This window comes from Variovorax palleresanus (assembly GCF_051144945.1).
Lineage (GTDB): Bacteria > Pseudomonadota > Gammaproteobacteria > Burkholderiales > Burkholderiaceae_C > Variovorax > Variovorax paradoxus_S.
Genome location: NZ_JBJNVP010000002.1, coordinates 3448179 through 3464847, shown reverse-complemented (window position 1 = coordinate 3464847; position 16669 = coordinate 3448179). Strand labels below are relative to the sequence as shown.

The 16669-nt window shown below is 67.9% G+C and carries 16 protein-coding genes and 1 other RNA gene; 12 read left to right on the top strand and 5 right to left on the bottom strand.

What is annotated here, in order from left to right; translation table 11 throughout:
- Positions 1–66 precede the first annotated feature (66 nt).
- An RNA gene (gene rnpB / locus ACJ7Z0_RS20070) (RNase P RNA component class A) lies at positions 67–414 on the bottom strand.
- A 103-nt stretch (positions 415–517) separates the two neighbouring features.
- On the opposite strand from rnpB, the gene cysK reads away from it, so the two are divergent.
- From cysK to ACJ7Z0_RS20045, 5 genes are all read left to right on the top strand, one after another.
- Positions 518–1435, top strand: coding sequence for a cysteine synthase A (cysK, locus tag ACJ7Z0_RS20065; RefSeq protein ID WP_434791243.1), 918 nt, complete (start codon positions 518–520; stop codon positions 1433–1435).
- Positions 1436–1586: 151 nt separating this feature from the next.
- The gene (locus ACJ7Z0_RS20060) at positions 1587–3227 is read left to right on the top strand and encodes an NAD(P)/FAD-dependent oxidoreductase (RefSeq protein WP_434791242.1); all 1641 of its coding nucleotides are present in this window, start codon (positions 1587–1589) and stop codon (positions 3225–3227) included.
- A gap of 12 nt (positions 3228–3239) precedes the next feature.
- The gene (locus ACJ7Z0_RS20055; protein ID WP_434791241.1) at positions 3240–3863 is read left to right on the top strand and encodes a flavin reductase family protein; all 624 of its coding nucleotides are present in this window, start codon (positions 3240–3242) and stop codon (positions 3861–3863) included.
- 51 nt (positions 3864–3914) lie between these two features.
- Positions 3915–4724, top strand: a complete 810-nt coding sequence (locus ACJ7Z0_RS20050; RefSeq protein WP_434791240.1) for a ProQ/FINO family protein — start codon at positions 3915–3917, stop codon at positions 4722–4724.
- A gap of 26 nt (positions 4725–4750) precedes the next feature.
- A complete protein-coding gene (locus ACJ7Z0_RS20045; protein ID WP_434791239.1) occupies positions 4751–5170 on the top strand; it encodes a hypothetical protein in 420 nt (139 codons plus the stop codon).
- A 100-nt stretch (positions 5171–5270) separates the two neighbouring features.
- Here ACJ7Z0_RS20045 and htpX read toward each other — a convergent pair whose 3' ends face one another.
- The 4 genes from htpX to pyrC all read right to left on the bottom strand — a co-directional run bounded on the left by htpX (position 5271) and on the right by pyrC (position 8875).
- On the bottom strand, positions 5271–6146 hold the full coding sequence (htpX, locus tag ACJ7Z0_RS20040; RefSeq protein ID WP_431124887.1) for a protease HtpX: 876 nt from the start codon (positions 6144–6146) through the stop codon (positions 5271–5273).
- Positions 6147–6297: 151 nt separating this feature from the next.
- Positions 6298–7041 (bottom strand): DUF3025 domain-containing protein, encoded by a 744-nt coding sequence (locus ACJ7Z0_RS20035; protein ID WP_434791238.1) that lies wholly within the window; start codon positions 7039–7041, stop codon positions 6298–6300.
- Positions 7038–7847: an NYN domain-containing protein gene (locus ACJ7Z0_RS20030; protein WP_434791237.1), complete on the bottom strand. Its 810-nt coding sequence runs from the start codon at positions 7845–7847 to the stop codon at positions 7038–7040. The genes ACJ7Z0_RS20035 and ACJ7Z0_RS20030 overlap by 4 nt, the downstream gene beginning before the upstream one ends.
- Positions 7844–8875 (bottom strand): dihydroorotase, encoded by a 1032-nt coding sequence (gene pyrC / locus ACJ7Z0_RS20025; protein WP_434791236.1) that lies wholly within the window; start codon positions 8873–8875, stop codon positions 7844–7846. The genes ACJ7Z0_RS20030 and pyrC overlap by 4 nt, the downstream gene beginning before the upstream one ends.
- Before the next feature lie 145 nt (positions 8876–9020).
- Here pyrC and ACJ7Z0_RS20020 point away from each other — a divergent pair, with 145 nt between their 5' ends.
- From ACJ7Z0_RS20020 to ACJ7Z0_RS19990, 7 genes are all read left to right on the top strand, one after another.
- On the top strand, positions 9021–9965 hold the full coding sequence (locus ACJ7Z0_RS20020; protein WP_434791235.1) for a LysR family transcriptional regulator: 945 nt from the start codon (positions 9021–9023) through the stop codon (positions 9963–9965).
- A gap of 55 nt (positions 9966–10020) precedes the next feature.
- Positions 10021–10797 carry a 2-amino-5-chloromuconate deaminase CnbZ gene (cnbZ, locus tag ACJ7Z0_RS20015; RefSeq protein ID WP_434791234.1) on the top strand — a complete coding sequence of 259 codons (777 nt, stop codon included), beginning with the start codon at positions 10021–10023 and terminating at the stop codon, positions 10795–10797.
- Between the two features lie 85 nt (positions 10798–10882).
- Complete coding sequence (locus tag ACJ7Z0_RS20010) at positions 10883–12544, top strand: ABC transporter substrate-binding protein (protein WP_434791233.1); 1662 nt, start codon at positions 10883–10885, stop codon at positions 12542–12544.
- A 150-nt stretch (positions 12545–12694) separates the two neighbouring features.
- On the top strand, positions 12695–13648 hold the full coding sequence (locus tag ACJ7Z0_RS20005) for an ABC transporter permease (protein WP_434791232.1): 954 nt from the start codon (positions 12695–12697) through the stop codon (positions 13646–13648).
- A gap of 22 nt (positions 13649–13670) precedes the next feature.
- Positions 13671–14573 (top strand): ABC transporter permease, encoded by a 903-nt coding sequence (locus ACJ7Z0_RS20000; protein WP_434791231.1) that lies wholly within the window; start codon positions 13671–13673, stop codon positions 14571–14573.
- A gap of 11 nt (positions 14574–14584) precedes the next feature.
- Positions 14585–15625, top strand: coding sequence for an ABC transporter ATP-binding protein (locus ACJ7Z0_RS19995; protein WP_434792697.1), 1041 nt, complete (start codon positions 14585–14587; stop codon positions 15623–15625).
- 35 nt (positions 15626–15660) lie between these two features.
- Positions 15661–16650: an ABC transporter ATP-binding protein gene (locus ACJ7Z0_RS19990; protein WP_431132335.1), complete on the top strand. Its 990-nt coding sequence runs from the start codon at positions 15661–15663 to the stop codon at positions 16648–16650.
- The last annotated feature ends 19 nt before the right edge of the window (positions 16651–16669 follow it).

Sequence of the window (16669 nt, the reverse complement as noted above, 5' to 3'; positions counted from 1 at the left end):
CGGGAACGACACAGAGGCGCCCGCGGCTACGCCCGCGAGCGCCGATCGTCGGACCGGGGAAGAAAAGTGTGAAGCCCGCCGATAAGCCGGATTCTGTGCGTTGAGGTTGCCCCCAACGTGACCGCCATTACTCTGGGCCGTTTGTCGCCAAACGGCTCGATGCCACCTACCCGCCAGCTCAGCGGAACCACCTCGATACTGGCCTACTTGGTGTTGCTGCGCGCAGAGATTGCCCGTTTCACCCGAACTGAATCGGCTCGTCTCTGTTGCTCTGATCCTCACCTCACGGTGGAGAGTCGTTAACTCCTGCGCTGTCCTGTGCAGTCCGGACGTTCCTCCAGTGCGGTCTTTCGACGCGGCGCCTTGCGGCGTCGCCCCTTTCGGGCTTGCACCAGCGGCGGTCTGGCGTGCTTCACGGGCGCAATTATCGCCTGATCCCCTCGCATCCGCTGGCGGCCCGTTCCACAATGGCACCTCGACCGACCTGCCCTGCCCCAACAAAGCCCAAGGAGATCCAGTGAAAGCCCAGAACATCCTCCAGACCATCGGCAACACGCCGCACATCCGCATCAACCGCCTGTTCGGCAATGCGAAGCAGCAGGTGTGGATCAAGTCCGAGCGCGCCAATCCGGGCGGCTCCATCAAGGACCGCATCGCGCTGTCGATGGTCGAAGACGCCGAAAGATCGGGCGCGCTGAAGCCCGGCGGCACCATCGTCGAGCCCACCTCGGGCAACACGGGCATCGGCCTGGCGATGGTTGCGGCGGTCAAGGGCTACAAGCTGATCCTGGTGATGCCCGACAGCATGTCGATGGAGCGCCGCCGCCTCATGCTCGCGTATGGCGCCACCTTCGACCTGACGCCGCGCGCCGGCGGGATGAAGGCCTCCATTGCCCGCGCCGAAGAAATCGTGGCCGGCACGCCGGGCGCGTGGATGCCGCAGCAGTTCAACAACCCGGCCAACGTCGACGTGCACATGCGCACCACGGCCGAGGAAATCGCCGCCGATTTTCCGGACGGCATCGACGTGCTGATCACGGGCGTGGGCACCGGCGGCCACATCACCGGCGTGGCCAAGGTGCTCAAGAAGAAGTGGCCGAAGCTGCAGGTGTTTGCGGTGGAGCCGGTGGCCTCGCCGGTGATCTCGGGCGGCGCGCCCTCGCCGCATCCGATCCAGGGCATTGGCGCGGGCTTCATCCCGAAGAACCTCGACACCTCGCTGCTGGACGGCGTGCTGCAGGTCGACGCCGAACCGGCGCGCGAAATGGCCCGCCGCTGCGCGGTCGAGGAAGGCATGCTGGTCGGCATCTCCTCCGGCGCCACGCTCACGGCCATTGCGCAGAAGCTGCCCACGCTGCCGCCCGACGCAGTGGTGCTGGGCTTCAACTACGACACGGGCGAGCGCTACCTCTCGGTCGAAGGCTTCCTACCGTAATCTGGCTCGCCCCCAGTCTTCGCGCACTTCGTGTCGCTACGCCAACCCCCTACCGGGGGCAACACCAGAGGCCCGGCAAAGCCGGTTCCTCGGTGTTCCACGAATGACACGTAAAATCGCAGGTTGCTTGATAAATACAAGCCCCACCGACATGCTGCGAATTTCCGAAATCAAACTGCCGCTCGACCACGACGACGCGGCCCTCCCCCAAGCCATTGCCACCGCCCTCGACACGCCGGTTTCCGGCGTGCGCGAGTTCAAGGTGTTCAAGCGCAGCTTCGATGCGCGCAAGCCGCAGCTGCTGCAGGTGTACATCGTCGACGTGCAGCTCGCCGATGCGAAGCTCGAGGCCGCGCTGCTCGCCCGGCATGCCGGCCATCCGCACATCCAGCCCGCGCCCGACATGCGCTACACGCCGCCGGCGCAGGCGCCCGAAGGCGCGCCCCGGCCCGTGGTGATCGGCTTCGGCCCCTGCGGCATCTTCGCGGCGCTGATGCTCGCGAAGATGGGCTTCAAGCCCATCGTGCTGGAGCGAGGCAAGACCGTGCGCCAGCGCACCCGCGACACCTGGGGCCTGTGGCGCAAGAGCGTGCTCAACCCCGAATCCAACGTGCAGTTCGGCGAAGGCGGCGCCGGCACCTTTTCCGACGGCAAGCTCTACAGCCAGATCAAGGACCCGCGCTTCCTCGGCCGCAAGGTGATGGAGGAGTTCGTGAAGGCCGGCGCGCCGCCCGAGATTCTTTACGTCGCGCATCCGCACATCGGCACCTTCAAGCTGGTGAAGGTGGTGGAGAACATCCGCGAGCAGATCGTGTCGCTGGGCGGCGAGATCCGCTTCGAACAGCGCGTGACCGACGTGCAGATCGAAAACGGCCAGCTTCGCGGCCTCACCGTGCTCGACCAGACCACCGGCCAGACGAGCGAACTGCGCGCCGACCACGTGGTGATGGCGCTCGGCCATAGTTCCCGCGACACCTTTGCCATGCTGCACGAGCGCGGCGTGCACATCGAGGCCAAGCCCTTCTCCATCGGCTTTCGCGTCGAGCATCCGCAGGGCCTGATCGACCGCGCACGCTGGGGCCGCCACGCGGGCCACCCGCTGCTCGGCGCGGCCGACTACAAGCTGGTGCACCACGCCAGCAACGGCCGCTCGGTCTACAGCTTCTGCATGTGTCCCGGCGGCACCGTGGTCGCGGCCACCAGCGAGCCGGGCCGCGTGGTCACCAACGGCATGAGCCAGTACTCGCGCAACGAGCGCAACGCCAACGCGGGCATCGTGGTGGGCATCGATCCGCGCGACTTTCCCGGCTGGACGGCCGAGACCGCCGGCGACGCGCTGGCCGGCATCGCACTGCAGCGCGATCTCGAATCGAACGCCTTCGTGCTCGGCGGCGGCGACTACCGCGCGCCGGGTCAGCTCGTGGGCGACTTCATCGCGGGCAGGCCCTCGACCGCGCTCGGCAGCGTGCAGCCTTCGTACAAGCCCGGCGTCACGCCCACCGACCTGCACCAGGCGCTGCCCGCCTATGCCATCGAGGCGATGCGCGAAGCCTTTCCCGCCTTCGGCCGCAAGATCAAGGGCTTCGATCTGCACGACGCGGTGCTCACCGGCGTGGAAACGCGCACCTCGTCGCCGATCCGCATCACGCGCGGCGACGATTTCCAGAGCCTCAACGTGCGCGGGCTGTATCCGGCCGGCGAAGGCGCGAGCTACGCGGGCGGCATCCTGTCGGCCGGCGTGGACGGCATCAAGGTGGCCGAAGCCGTGGCGCGCAGCGTCGCGGGGGCCTGAGGAACCGCAGCCATGTCGAACGACGATTTCCACTTCTACGAACCCGCCAAGGGCCATGGCCTGCCGCACGATCCGTTCAACGCGATGGTCGGTCCGCGGCCGATCGGATGGATCTCTTCGCAGGACGAGAACGGCGCGCTCAACCTCGCGCCCTACAGCTTTTTCAACGCCTTCAACTACACGCCGCCGATCGTCGGCTTTGCGAGCATCGGCGCCAAGGACAGCCTGCACAACATCCGCCAGACGCGCGAGTTTGGCTGGAACCTGGCCACCCGGCCGCTGGCCGAGCAGATGAACCAGTCGTGCGCGGCCGTGCCGCCCGAGGTGAACGAGTTCGAGCTCGCGGGCCTCACGCCCGCGGCCTCGCGCCACATTGCGGTGCCGCGCGTGGCCGAGAGCCCGGTGTCCTTCGAATGCCGGCTCACGCAGGTGCTGCAGCTCGAAGGTGTCGACGGCGTGCCGGTGCCCACCTGGCTGATTCTTGGCGAAGTGGTGGGCGTGCACATTGCACGGCACCTGCTGAAGAACGGCATCTACGACACCGCCGCGGCGCAGCCCATCCTGCGCGGAGGCGGCCCCGCCGACTACTTCGAGATCAGCCCCGACAATCTCTTCAAGATGTTCCGCCCGCGCTGAGCGCGCGGAATCCATTTTTTCCGCCGCTGCCAACCTGACAAGAACCGACCGATGACCGACACCGCCACGCCTCAAGAAGAAATCCAGGAAGTCCAGCCGACGGAAGCCGAGGGCGCCGCCCCGCAGCAGCCGGCCGCCGACGGACGCCCGCCCCGGTCGCCCCGCCCGCCGCGCCAGCCACGGCAGCAGCAGCAACAGCAAAAACAGAAGCCGAAGCAGGCGGCCCAGCAGCCGCAACAGCCGGCGCGTTCGCGCAAGGTGCATCCCGCGCTGGAGAAACTGTTCGAGCTCTACCCGAACATGTTCGGCGCGCGCTTTCTGCCGCTCAAGCTCGGGGTGTTTCAGGACCTGCTCGAAAAGCACCCGGACGACTTCAAGAAGGACGACCTGAAGGTCGCGCTGGGCCTGCACGCACGCTCCACGCGCTACCTCGAAGCGGTGGCCGCGGGCCTTGCGCGCCACGATCTCGATGGCAATGTGGTGGAACCCGTTGCGCCCGAGCATGTGCACCACGCCATCCTTGAACTCCACCGCCGCCGCACCCAGCGTTCCGGTGAAGACCTGCGCCCGCAGTTGGTGGCGCGCATCGCCCGGGCCGTGGAAGCCTCCGGCCTCGACCGCGAAGCCTATGCGGTGCTGGTGCGCTCGCGCGACGAAGAAACCAATGCCGTGCTCGACGAAGCGCTGGCCGAACTGGCCCGTCAGGCCGCCAAGCGCGAGGCGCTGTTGCGCGCCTTCGAGGCCAGCGGACGCGGCAGCGAGCATGAATTTGCCGAGATGTACGGCATGGACGCCGACGAGGTGGCGCGCACGCTCGCACGCGCACGGGCCGAGCGGCCACAGGTTCCTCCGGCGGCCTGACCGGCCCGCTTGTTTCTTCGGCGCCCGTGACCGACTTCGCAGACTTCGTCGCACCACCGGCGCCCGGAGGCGCGGCCGAGATGGAAGCAATCCGCGAAGCCTCCGCCTGCCTCGACCGTTTCACGGAACGCTTCAATGCCTGCGACACCGCGGGCATGGACGGCGAGCTTCACTTCCCGCATGTGATGCTCTCGGGTGCCGACCGCCTCGAATGGCAGGCGCCCGGCAACCATCCCGCCGACTTCTTCGAGAAACTCAGGGCCTCGGGCTGGCGGTGCACGCGCTACCAGTCGAAGGAAGCGGTGCTGGCAAGCGCCGACAAGGTGCATTTCGTCGTCACCTACACGCGCGAAGACGGGGCGGGCATGGTGCTCAGCACGCACCGCAACCTCTGGATCGCCACCCGCGTGGCCGGGCGCTGGGGCATCTCGCTGCGTTCGTACTGAGTTCGTACTGAGTTCGTACTGATGATGCCGCCGCGGCACCCATAAAAAAAAAGCCGCCAGGGCCAAACCGTGGCGGCTTTTTGCTATCCGAGCGGAACGATCAGCCGCGCGCGTTCTGCAGCGCCGCAATGCGCTCTTCGATGGGCGGGTGCGTGGCAAACAGCTTGCCGATGCTGCCCGTGATGCCCATGGCTTCCACCGCCTTGGGCAGCTCGCCGGCCGGCAGGCCGCCGAGGCGGGCCAGCGCGTTCATCATCGGCTGTTTCTGGCCCATGAGCGCGGCCGCGCCGGCGTCGGCGCGGAACTCACGCTGGCGCGAGAACCACGCCACCACGATGGCGGCGGCAAAACCCAGCACGATGTCCAGCACGATGGTGCTCACGTAGTAGCCGATGCCGGGGCCCGACGAACGGTCGTCGCCGCGGCGCAGGAAGCTGTCGACCGCGTAGCCGATCACGCGCGACAGGAACACGACGAAAGTGTTCATCACGCCCTGGATCAGCGTCATGGTGACCATGTCGCCGTTGGCGATGTGCGCCACCTCGTGCCCGATGACGGCCTCGACTTCTTCGCGCGTCATGCCCTGCAGCAGGCCGGTGGACACCGCCACCAGCGACGAGTTCTTGAACGCGCCGGTGGCGAAGGCATTGGGCTCGCCCTCGAAGATGCCGACCTCGGGCATGCCGATGCCGGCCTTGTCGGCGAACTTGCGCACCGTGCCGACGATCCAGGCCTCGTCGGGCGTCTGGGGGTTGTCGATCATGTGCAGCTTGGTCGTCCACTTGGCCATGGGCTTGCTGATCAAGAGCGAAATGATCGCACCGCCAAAGCCCATGATCAGCGCAAAGCCGAGCAGCGCCGTGAGGTTCAGCCCGTTGGCCGTCAGAAAGCGGTTGACGCCGAGCAGGCTGGCGACGATGCCGAGCACTGCAACGACCATCACATTGGTCAAAACGAACAGAAGGATACGTTTCAAGTTGAATTCTCCGTGGGGAATGCTGCCGCATAGATGAGGACCGGATGGCCCTCTTCAAGCCGTGCAGAAAATGACGCTCTTCCTGTGTTGTTTGGGTTCTCGATGAGCCGCACCGCGGCTGGCGGGTAGAGCGATGATAGGAGCAAAAGTTCTACGGACCGGGCCTGAAGACCTTCGGATCGTCGTAGAAATCCGCCGCGGCGTTGTCCGCGCACCAGCCCGGCACGCCGAGCACCGGCAGCGGGACGAAAGGTTTCTGCGCCAGGTATTCCGCATCGAGGCTGCGCGCCAGCGCCCGGTCATCAAGCGCCTGCGGTCCGCCGCCGTTCGGTGAAGGCGGCAGCAGCAGCACATGCGCGGTGATCGCCTTTCGCGGGGTGGCGAGTTTTTCGAGCAGCGCATGGCCGAACACGATCAGGCGCACCTCGGACCACAGCGCGCGCTGCGTCACGAAAAGGCTCTGCCAGTCGCGCGCGGCCAGCGCTTTCCACAACGCAGCGGGTGCATCGAGCACCGCGCCGTTCTCGTCGAAGAGCGTGAGCGCATCGCGCACCGGACCCCGCGTGGACGTGACACCGTTGCGGGCGATCTCCGCGGCTTGCAGTTCATTGAGGCGGCGCTTGGTTTCGGGAAACGCCAGCCAGACCAGCCCGTTGAAGAAGTCGTGCAGGTTGTCGCGGGTCGGCACGGTGCCGGTCTGGAAGATGTGGGCTTCGTAGGCACGGCCCGCGGGCAGGTCCAGTTGCGGCACGAAGGTGGGCGCGGAAGCCGGCTTGGCGCCCTGCGCCAGCGCCGCGGCAACGGAGGTGCAGAGCGCGGTGTGCGCCGCCGCTTCGCCAATGGCCCGATAAGGCGCGAGCCAGGGCTGTGCCCAGTCGATCGCCTCCAGGCTCAAGGCGCGGGGGCTCCGGTCCAGCGGATGCGGTCGGGGTGCTGCAGCACGGCAAACTCCGCCGGGAGCTTGTCGAACAGCTTGAGCGAGCTGCCGTGCTTGCCGAGCAGCCCGGCCGCGCGCAATGCCTGCGCGACGTCGTTGAGCGGCACGTCGGCACCGCTGCGCAGGGCGGGCGCCGCCTGCAGGATGAACTCGGCCGCTTCGGAAGGCGGCTGCACCGGCTTGGCGGCCTTGGCCGTCTTTCGGGCCGGTGTTGTCTTGGCCGCGGTCTTGCGGGCTGGCGTGGTCGCGCTCTTGCCGGTCTTGGCGGGAGGTGCGCGCTTCGCGGCCACCTTGGCCGCGGCCTTCTTGGCCGGCGCAGCGGCCGGCGCAACCGGCGCGCCATGGTGCCGCAGGTCGGTGAACTCGTCGTACACCGCCACGGTCTCTTCGCCGGTCTTGCCCTGCTGGCCGAGGCCGCAGACGCGGCAGCCCTTTTCGCGCAGTCGGATCACGAGCGGCGCAAAGTCGGAATCGGAGGACACCAGCACCACCACGTCGGGACGCTCGGCAATCACGAGGTCGATGGCATCGACCGCGAGCGCGATGTCGGTGCTGTTCTTGCCGGCCGAGAGATTGACCATCGGCCGCACCGACAGGCGCTTGAAGAGCGTCTGCTGCTTGAGCGCGGTTTCGGCATTGCAGTAGGCACGCCGCACGTGTATGGCGCCATGCTCGGCCATGGTCCGCTGCACGGCCTGCTCGATCACGTCGGGCGAGACGTTGTCGGCATCGATCAGAAGCATGACACGCAGCGTGGGTGTCATGCAAGTCTCCAGGCGATGGTTTCGCCGCCGCGCAGCGGCTTGAGCGTGGCGTCGCCGTAGGGCACCGTCTCGGGCACGGTCCAGCTTTCGCGCTTCAGCGTGATGGTGCCGGTATTGCGCGGCAGGCCGTAGAAGTCTGCGCCGTGGAAGCTGGCAAAGCCCTCGAGCTTGTCGAGCGCGCCCACGCTGTCGAAAGCCTCGGCATAGAGCTCGATGGCGGTCAGCGCGGTGTAGCAGCCGGCGCAGCCGAGCGCATGCTCCTTCAGGTGGGCCGGGTGCGGCGCGCTGTCGGTGCCCAGGAAGAAGCGGTCGCTGCCGCTGGCAGCAGCCTCGACCAGCGCCACGCGGTGCGTCTCGCGCTTGAGCACGGGCAGGCAGTAGTAGTGCGGGCGGATGCCGCCGGTGAAGATGGCGTTGCGGTTGTAGAGCAGATGGTGCGCGGTGATGGTGGCGGCCGTGAAGCGGCTGGCGTCGCGCACGTAGTGAGCGCCCTCTTTCGTGGTGAGGTGTTCGAACACCACCTTGAGCTCAGGGAAGTCGCGGCGCAGCGGAATCATCACGCGGTCGATGAAGACGGCTTCGCGGTCGAACAGGTCGATGGCCGGGTCGGTCACCTCGCCGTGCACCAGCAGCAGCAGGCCGTGCTTCTGCATCGCTTCGAGCGTCTTGTAGGTGTGGCGGATGTCGGTCACGCCGGCATCGCTGTTGGTGGTGGCACCGGCCGGGTAGAGCTTGAGCGCGCGCACACCGGCAGCGGCGGCCAAGGCGATTTCTTCGGGCGGCAGCTTGTCGGTCAGGTAGAGCGACATCACGGGCTCGAAGGCCGTGCCTTCGGGCACCGCGGCGCGAATGCGGTCGCGGTAGGCCATGGCCTGCGCCGCGGTGGTCACCGGGGGCCGCAGGTTGGGCATGATCAGCGCGCGGCCGAACTGGCGCGCGCTGTGCGGCACCACGGCTTCGAGGGCGGCGCCGTCGCGCACGTGCAGGTGCCAGTCGTCCGGGCGGGTGATGGTGAGGGTATCTGTCATGGGAAGGCGATTGTCGCATCGGCCCCGCTCGGGCGCCCTCGCGGCCGCCGTCCCCAAGGCACGCCCGTTGCTTGACGTCCGGGGCCGATCGGCCCAAGGTTCGGCCGGCACAGGCCACCCGCAAGACAAAGAGGAAACCCCCGCGATGCTGTCCACAGCGATGCTCTACTTTCGCGAGACCGCCAAAGCCGGTTCGCTGCGCCGCGCTGCGGAACAGCTGGACGTGGCGCCAAGCGCCATCAGCCGCCAGATCGCCAAGCTCGAAGGCGAGCTTCAAACCGCCCTGCTCGACCGCCGCGCCAACCGGACCACGCTCACGCCGGCCGGCGAGCTGGTGCTGGCACATGCCGACCAGGCGCTGCAGAACAGCGAGGCGCTGCGCGGCGCGCTGCAGGAGCTGACGGGCCAACCCGCAGGCATCGTGCGCGTCGGCAGCATCGAGGGCATGGTCGGCCACTTCCTGGCAAACAACCTCGCGCGCTTCCAGAAGCGGCATCCGCAGGTGAAGGTGCAGGCCTCGGTGGTGGGTTCGCGCGCGGTGCTCGAAGCGCTGCAGGAAGGCCGCATCGACATCGCACTGGCCTTCAACCTGCCCGAGCGCCACGCCTTCCGCGAGCACGCAAGGCTGGAGCAGCCGCTGTGCGCCATCGTCGCGCCCACGCATGCGCTGGCGCGGCGGCGCAGCGTGTCGTTCCGCGAGCTCGAGGGCCACCGCGTGGCGCTGCCCGACCGCTCGTTCCAGATCCGCCACCTGGTCGACCGCATCGCGTCGAAGACGCAGGTGTCGCTCGATCTGGTGATCGAGACCAGCACGCTCGACATGGCCAAGGGCGTGGTGCGCAACAGCGATCTCATCACCTTCCTGCCGCGCTATGCCGCGCTGCACGAGGTGTCCAACGGCGACCTGTGCGCCGTGCCGCTGCAGGAGCGCGACTTTGCCGCCACCGCGACCAGCCTGCTCACGCTGCCGGGGCAGCGCCAATCGCTGGCGGTGCGCGCGCTGCTCGAAATGCTGGCCACCAGCATGGGGCGATACGGCGGCAACGCCACGCCGCGTTCTGATTCCGGCAACACACGCGTGCAGAAATGAGACTTCCTGTCTGACCCTGCACTCCCTACATTGGGCGCTGAACAGGAAAGACGGCATGACCACCCCGACCACCGAAACCATTGCATTCCCCGAAGGCGGCTACCGCTACGCGAACGGCGTGTTCCAGTACTCCGCCGGCGTGGCCGCGCTGCCCGGCTTTGCCATCGAGCGGGTGCGCTTCCAGCAGGCCGTGCCGCTGGCCGACGGCTTCGACGCCATCGCGGCGCACCTGAGCGCCATCGGCCGGCCGCCCACCGCGCTGTGCGCCTGCGAACTTCGCTCGCCCGCACCGTTCTCGGAGCGCGGCTTTCACGACTTCAATCGCCTCTATGCCGGCACGCTCGAACGCTGGCAGCTGGTGCGCGGCGGCCGCAATCCGGTGGCGCGCACCAACGTGTGCCCACGCGTCGGCGCACCGGCCACGCCGGCCTTCCAGGCCTTCTCGTACACCGTGCCGGCCGACGAAGATGCCGGCCCGCCGAGCTTCGTGGTCTCGGGCGGCGGCGAGGCGCCCGACGGCCACGCGAGCTACCGCGACGTGATGGTCCGCCTGGGCGACACCAGCCCCGACGGCCTGCGCGCCAAGCTCGGCTACGTGATGACCGAAATGGAGCGCCGCCTCGCCGCGCTGGGCTTCGGCTGGCACGATGCTGCCGCGGTGCAGGCCTACACGGTGCATGACATCGGCGCGCTGGTGTTCGACGAGATCGTGCAGCGCGGCGGGCTCACCACCGGCCTGACCTGGCACCTTGCGCGGCCGCCGATCGTGGACATGGAAGTCGAGATGGACCTGCGCTGCGCAAGGCGCGAGATCGCGCTGTCATGGCCCTGAATCGGCCAGGGCTTCTGGCCCGGCTGGCACATGTCGTGCTTGAGAGTTTTTTCGTCCTTTTTGTCATCCCACACCGGAGTTCCATGTGAAGCGTGCTGCCCCCGCCCTGTCCCTGAAACCCCTCGCCGCCTGCCTGGCGCTGGCCGCCCTCGCTGGTGTCGCGCCCACGGCGCTGGCACAGGAAAAAACCCTGCGCATCGCCATGACGGCCGCCGACATTCCGCGCACGCTCGGCCAGCCCGACCAGGGCTTCGAGGGCAACCGCTTCACCGGCATTCCGATCTACGATTCCCTCACGCAATGGGACCTGTCCAAGGCCGATGCGCCCAGCGTGCTGATCGCCGGCCTCGCCACGTCGTGGGCCGTGGATGCCAAGGACAAGACCAAGTGGGTCTTCAAGCTGCGCCCCGGCGTCAAGTTCCATGACGGCTCGCCCTTCAGCGCCGATGCCGTGGTGTGGAACGTGCAGAAGGTGCTCGACAAGGACGCACCGCAGTTCGACCCCAGCCAGGTGGGCGTGACCGCCTCGCGCATGCCCACGCTGCGCACGGCGCGCAAGATCGACGACCTCACGGTCGAGTTCACCACCAGCGAACCCGATGCCTTCCTGCCGATCAACTTGACGAACCTGTTCATGGCCTCGCCTGCGCAGTGGCAGAAGAAGTTCGACGCCGCGGCCGGCGCAACGCCCGCCGACAAGGCCAAGGCCGCATGGACCGCCTTCGCGGCCGACCCCGCCGGCTCGGGCCCGTTCAAGGTGACGCGCTTCGTCGCCCGCGAGCGGCTGGAGCTGGCGGCCAACAAGACCTACTGGGACGCCAGGCGCGTGCCGAAGATCGACAAGGTCGTGATGATCCCGATGCCCGAGGCCAATGCGCGCACCGCCGCACTGCTTGGCGGCCAGGTCGACTGGATCGAGGCGCCTGCGCCTGACGCCATGGCCCAGATCACGCAGCGCGGCTTCAAGATCTATTCGAATGCGCAGCCGCACGTGTGGCCGTGGCAGCTCTCGTTCGCCGAAGGTTCGCCGTGGCTCGACAAGCGCGTGCGCCAGGCCGCCAACCTCTGCATCGACCGCGGCGGCATGAAGCAGCTGCTGGGCGGCATGATGGCCGAGCCCAAGGGCACGGTGCCGCCGGGCCACCCCTGGTTCGGCAAGCCGGGTTTCGACATCAAGTACGACGTGAAGGCCGCGCAGGCGCTCATGACGCAGGCCGGCTATTCCGCCGCCAAGCCGATCAAGGTGAAGGTGCAGATCTCCGCCTCGGGCTCGGGCCAGATGCAGCCGCTGCCGATGAACGAGTTCGCGCAGGAGTCGCTCAAGCAGTGCTTCTTCGACGTGCAATTCGACGTGATCGAATGGAACACGCTCTTCACCAACTGGCGCAAGGGCGCGAAGGACCCATCGGCCAACGGCGCCAACGCCACCAACGTGAGCTTCGCGGCGATGGACCCGTTCTTTGCGATGGTGCGCTTCGTGAGCACCAAGGCCTTCCCGCCGGTGTCGAACAACTGGGGCTACTACGGCAACGCCGAGGTCGACAAGCTCGTGGCCGACGCGCGCACCAGCTTCGACGACAAGGCGCGCGACACGGCGCTGGCCAAGCTGCACACCCACATCGTGGACGACGCGCCCTTCGTCTGGATCGCGCACGACGTGGGTCCGCGCGCCATGTCGGCCAAGGTCAAGAACGTGGTGCAGCCGAAGAGCTGGTTCATCGACATTGCCACCATGGCGATGGATTGATGCAATGAGCTCTCCCCCAAGCTTCGCGCACTTCGTGTCGCTGCGCCATCCCCCTCACCGGGGGCAACACCAGCGGCCCGGCAAAGCCGGTTCCGCGGTGTTCCCCGAAGGGGCTTCGCTGCGCTTGCCACGTCCTGATAACAAAGCTTCATGTTTTCCTATTTGATTCGCCGCATCGTCTACGCCGTGCCGATCATGATCGGCGTGGCGCTCGTGTGCTTCCTGCTCGTGCACATCGCGCCGGGCGATCCGCTGGTGTCGATCCTGCCGCCCGATGCTTCAGCCGACCTGCAGGCGCAACTGCGCGAGCTGTACGGCTTCAACCGTTCGCTGCCCGAGCAGTTCGCGATGTGGATCTGGCGCGCGCTGCACGGCGACCTGGGCGTGTCCATTGCCAGCAACCGCGCCGTGGCGTCGGAGGTGCTCACGGCCGTCGGCAACACGCTGCGGCTGGCGGTGGTGGCCACCTTCATCGGCTTCGTGCTGGGCTGCCTGTTCGGGTTCGTGGCAGGCTACTTCCGCGGCTCGTGGGTGGACCGCTTCGCCTCGATGCTGTCGGTGCTGGGCGTGAGCGTGCCGCACTACTGGCTCGGCATGGTGATGGTGATCGTGTTCTCGTCGCAGCTCATGTGGCTGCCGGCCACGGGCGCGGGCCCGAGCGGTTCCGACGACTGGGCCTGGGACTGGGCGCACCTGCAGTTCCTGGTGCTGCCGGCGCTCACGATGTCGGTGATTCCGATGGGCATCATCGCGCGCACGGTGCGCGCGCTGGTGGCCGACATCCTCGACCAGGAGTTCATCGTGGGCTTGCGCGCCAAGGGGCTCACGCACTTCGGCGTGTTCCGCCACATGGTGAAGAACGCGGCGCCCACGGCGCTGGCTGTGATGGGCCTGCAACTGGGCTATCTGCTCGGCGGCTCGATCCTGATCGAGACCGTGTTCTCATGGCCCGGCACCGGCTTTCTGCTGAACTCGGCCATCTTCCAGCGCGACCTGCCGCTGCTGCAAGGGACCATCCTCGTGCTGGCGCTGTTCTTCGTCGTGCTCAACCTGCTGGTCGACGTGCTGCAGACGCTGCTCGATCCGCGCATTGCGCGTGCCTGAAGAAGAAGGAACCGGAAAAGCCATGTCCACCGTGCTCGCTTCTTCTCCTGTCGCGGCCGCCGTCGAGCCGCTGCCGGCCCAGCGCTCCCGCGGCTACTGGGCCTCCGTCTGGCTGCGCTTCCGGCGCGACCCCGTGGCCGTGGGCGCGGCCGTCGTCGTGCTGCTCTTGATCGCGCTCGCGCTGATCGGCCCCTGGATCGCACCCGCCGACGCTTATCAGTCGTCGATGCTCAAGCGGCTCAAGCCCATCGGCACCGCGGGCCTGCCGCTGGGCAGCGACGAACTCGGGCGCGACATGCTCTCGCGGCTGATCGTCGGTGCGCGGCTGTCGCTCTTCATCGGCATCACGCCGGTGCTCTGCGCCTTCGTGCTCGGCACGGTCATCGGTTTGGTGGCCGGCTATGCGGGTGGCCTCACCAACACGCTGATCATGCGCACCATCGACGTGTTCTATGCCTTCCCTTCGGTGCTGCTGGCCATTGCGCTGTCGGGCACGCTGGGCGCGGGTGTGGTCAATTCGCTGATCTCGCTCACCATCGTTTTCATTCCGCAGATTGCGCGCGTGGCCGAGAGCGTGACCACGCAGGTGCGCAACCGCGACTACGTGGAGGCGGCCCGTGCCTCGGGTGCGAGCCCGTTCACCATCGTGCGGGTGCACGTGCTGGGCAATGTGCTCGGGCCGATCTTCGTCTACGCCACCAGCCTGATCGCGGTGTCGATGATCCTGGCCTCGGGCCTCTCGTTCCTGGGCCTGGGCGTGAAGCCGCCCGAACCCGAATGGGGCCTGATGCTCAACACGCTGCGCACGGCGATCTATGTTCAGCCCTGGGTGGCCGCGCTGCCGGGGGTGATGATCTTCATCACGTCGATCTCTTTCAACATCCTCTCCGACGGCCTGCGCTCGGCGATGGACAACAAGGGCTGACCATGGACCGCATGGATGCACCGAAGGACGTCGGCGGCCCCGCGCAGCCGCTTCTCACCATCACCGGACTGGTCAAGCATTTTCCGCTCAAGAAAGACCCGCTGGGCCGTGGCGGCGGCGTGGTGCGCGCCGTGGACGGCGTGGACTTCGAGGTGATGAAGGGCGAGACGCTGGGCGTGGTCGGCGAATCGGGCTGCGGCAAGTCGACCACCGCGCGGCTCCTGATGCAGCTCATCGAGCCGACGCGCGGCGAAGTGGTGTTCGACGGCCGAGAGGTCGGAAGCCGCGACCTGCCGCTGAAGGAGTTCCGCCGGCAGGTGCAGATGGTGTTCCAGGACAGCTACGCCTCGCTCAACCCGCGCCTCACCATCGAGGACTCGATCGCCTTCGGCCCGCAGGTGCACGGCGTGTCCCGGCGCGACGCCGTGGCCCGCGCTCGCGACCTTTTGTCCCGCGTCGGGCTCGAGCCGCAGCGCTTTGCCGAGCGCTATCCGCACGAGCTTTCGGGCGGCCAGCGCCAGCGCGTCAACATCGCGCGTGCGCTGGCGCTGCAGCCGCGCATGGTCATTCTGGACGAGGCCGTGTCGGCACTGGACAAGTCGGTGGAAGCGCAGGTGATCAACCTGCTGCTCGACCTGAAGGCCGAGTTCGGCCTGACCTACGTCTTCATCAGCCACGACCTCAACGTGGTGCGCTACGTGAGCGACCGCGTGATGGTGATGTACCTCGGCCAGGTGGCCGAGATCGGCCCGGCCGAAGCGCTCTACGATGCGCCGGCCCATCCGTACACGCGCGCGCTGCTGTCCTCGATGCCCTCGATGGACCCCGACAACCGCACCGAGGAAGCCGCACTGACCGGCGACCCGCCGAACCCCATCAACCCGCCCACCGGCTGCCGCTTTCATCCGCGCTGCGCGCTGGCTGCGCCGGTGTGCAGCCAGGTCGTTCCCGAACGCATCGCCACGGGCTCGCGGCACGCGGTGAGCTGCCTGGTCCACGAGCCGGGCAGCGGGCATCCGCTGGCGCAGCAACCGATGAGTCAAGCAGCATGAGCACCAACGGCAGCATCATTCCCGACGGCGAACCGATGGTCCGCCTGCGCGACCTCAGCGTCACCTTCTCCGGCGGGCGCAAGCCCGTGCATGCCGTCAGCGGCGTGAGCCTGGAGGTGCAGCGCGGCGAAGTGGTGGCGCTGATCGGCGAATCGGGCTCGGGCAAGAGCGTGACCATGCGCACGCTGCTGCGCCTGCATCCGGAACGCCGCACGCGCATGGGCGGCCAGGTGCAGGTGGCGGGCCGCGACGTGCTCGCGATGCCGCAGCGCGAGCTGTTCGACTTCCGCGGCAAGGTGGCGTCGATGATCTTCCAGGAACCCTTGCTGGCACTCGACCCGGTGTATTCGGTGGGCGCGCAGATCGTGGAATCGATCCGCCGCCACGAAGCCGTGAGCGAGGCCGAGGCGCGGCAGCGCGCACTCGCGCTGTTCGAGCGGGTGCGCATTCCGAGCCCCGAACGCCGGCTTGCGGCCTATCCGCACGAGATGTCGGGCGGCATGCGGCAACGCGCCATGATTGCGCTGGCGCTGGCCTGCAGGCCCCAGCTGTTGCTGGCCGACGAGCCGACCACCGCGCTCGATGCCACGGTGCAGATCCAGATCCTGCTGCTGCTGCGCGAGCTGCAGCGCGACCTCGGCCTGTCGGTGATCTTCGTCACGCACGACATCGGCGCGGCGGTCGAGGTGGCCGACCGCATCGCGGTGATGTATGCCGGGCGCATCGTCGAGGAAGGCACCGCCCGCGAGTTGATCCGCTCGCCGCGCCACCCCTACACCATTGCGCTGCTCAAGAGCCGTGCACACGGTGCGCTGGCGCGTGGTGCGCGGCTCGAAACCATTGGCGGCGCGCCGCCCGATCTCTCCGCCCTGCCGCCAGGCTGCGCCTTTGCCGAGCGCTGCGCGCTCGCGAACGACATGTGCCGGGCCGCGCAGCCCGCGGCCGTGGAGCTTGCACCGAACCATCGCGCGCGCTGCATCCGCACGGATGCCGCAGCGGCCACCGCGCCCGTCCTGGTCGCCTGAAATTTCTTCGTCCACCCCC

Coding starts and splice junctions, on each gene's coding strand:
- ACJ7Z0_RS20060 (WP_434791242.1), top strand. CDS start 1,587: ATGCTGCGAATTTCCGAAATCAAACTGCCGCTCGACCACGACGACGCG.
- ACJ7Z0_RS19995 (WP_434792697.1), top strand. CDS start 14,585: ATGGATGCACCGAAGGACGTCGGCGGCCCCGCGCAGCCGCTTCTCACC.
- ACJ7Z0_RS20000 (WP_434791231.1), top strand. CDS start 13,671: ATGTCCACCGTGCTCGCTTCTTCTCCTGTCGCGGCCGCCGTCGAGCCG.
- ACJ7Z0_RS20030 (WP_434791237.1), bottom strand. CDS start 7,847: ATGACACCCACGCTGCGTGTCATGCTTCTGATCGATGCCGACAACGTC.
- ACJ7Z0_RS20005 (WP_434791232.1), top strand. CDS start 12,695: ATGTTTTCCTATTTGATTCGCCGCATCGTCTACGCCGTGCCGATCATG.
- pyrC (WP_434791236.1), bottom strand. CDS start 8,875: ATGACAGATACCCTCACCATCACCCGCCCGGACGACTGGCACCTGCAC.
- ACJ7Z0_RS20050 (WP_434791240.1), top strand. CDS start 3,915: ATGACCGACACCGCCACGCCTCAAGAAGAAATCCAGGAAGTCCAGCCG.
- ACJ7Z0_RS20055 (WP_434791241.1), top strand. CDS start 3,240: ATGTCGAACGACGATTTCCACTTCTACGAACCCGCCAAGGGCCATGGC.
- cnbZ (WP_434791234.1), top strand. CDS start 10,021: ATGACCACCCCGACCACCGAAACCATTGCATTCCCCGAAGGCGGCTAC.
- ACJ7Z0_RS20020 (WP_434791235.1), top strand. CDS start 9,021: ATGCTGTCCACAGCGATGCTCTACTTTCGCGAGACCGCCAAAGCCGGT.
- ACJ7Z0_RS19990 (WP_431132335.1), top strand. CDS start 15,661: ATGGTCCGCCTGCGCGACCTCAGCGTCACCTTCTCCGGCGGGCGCAAG.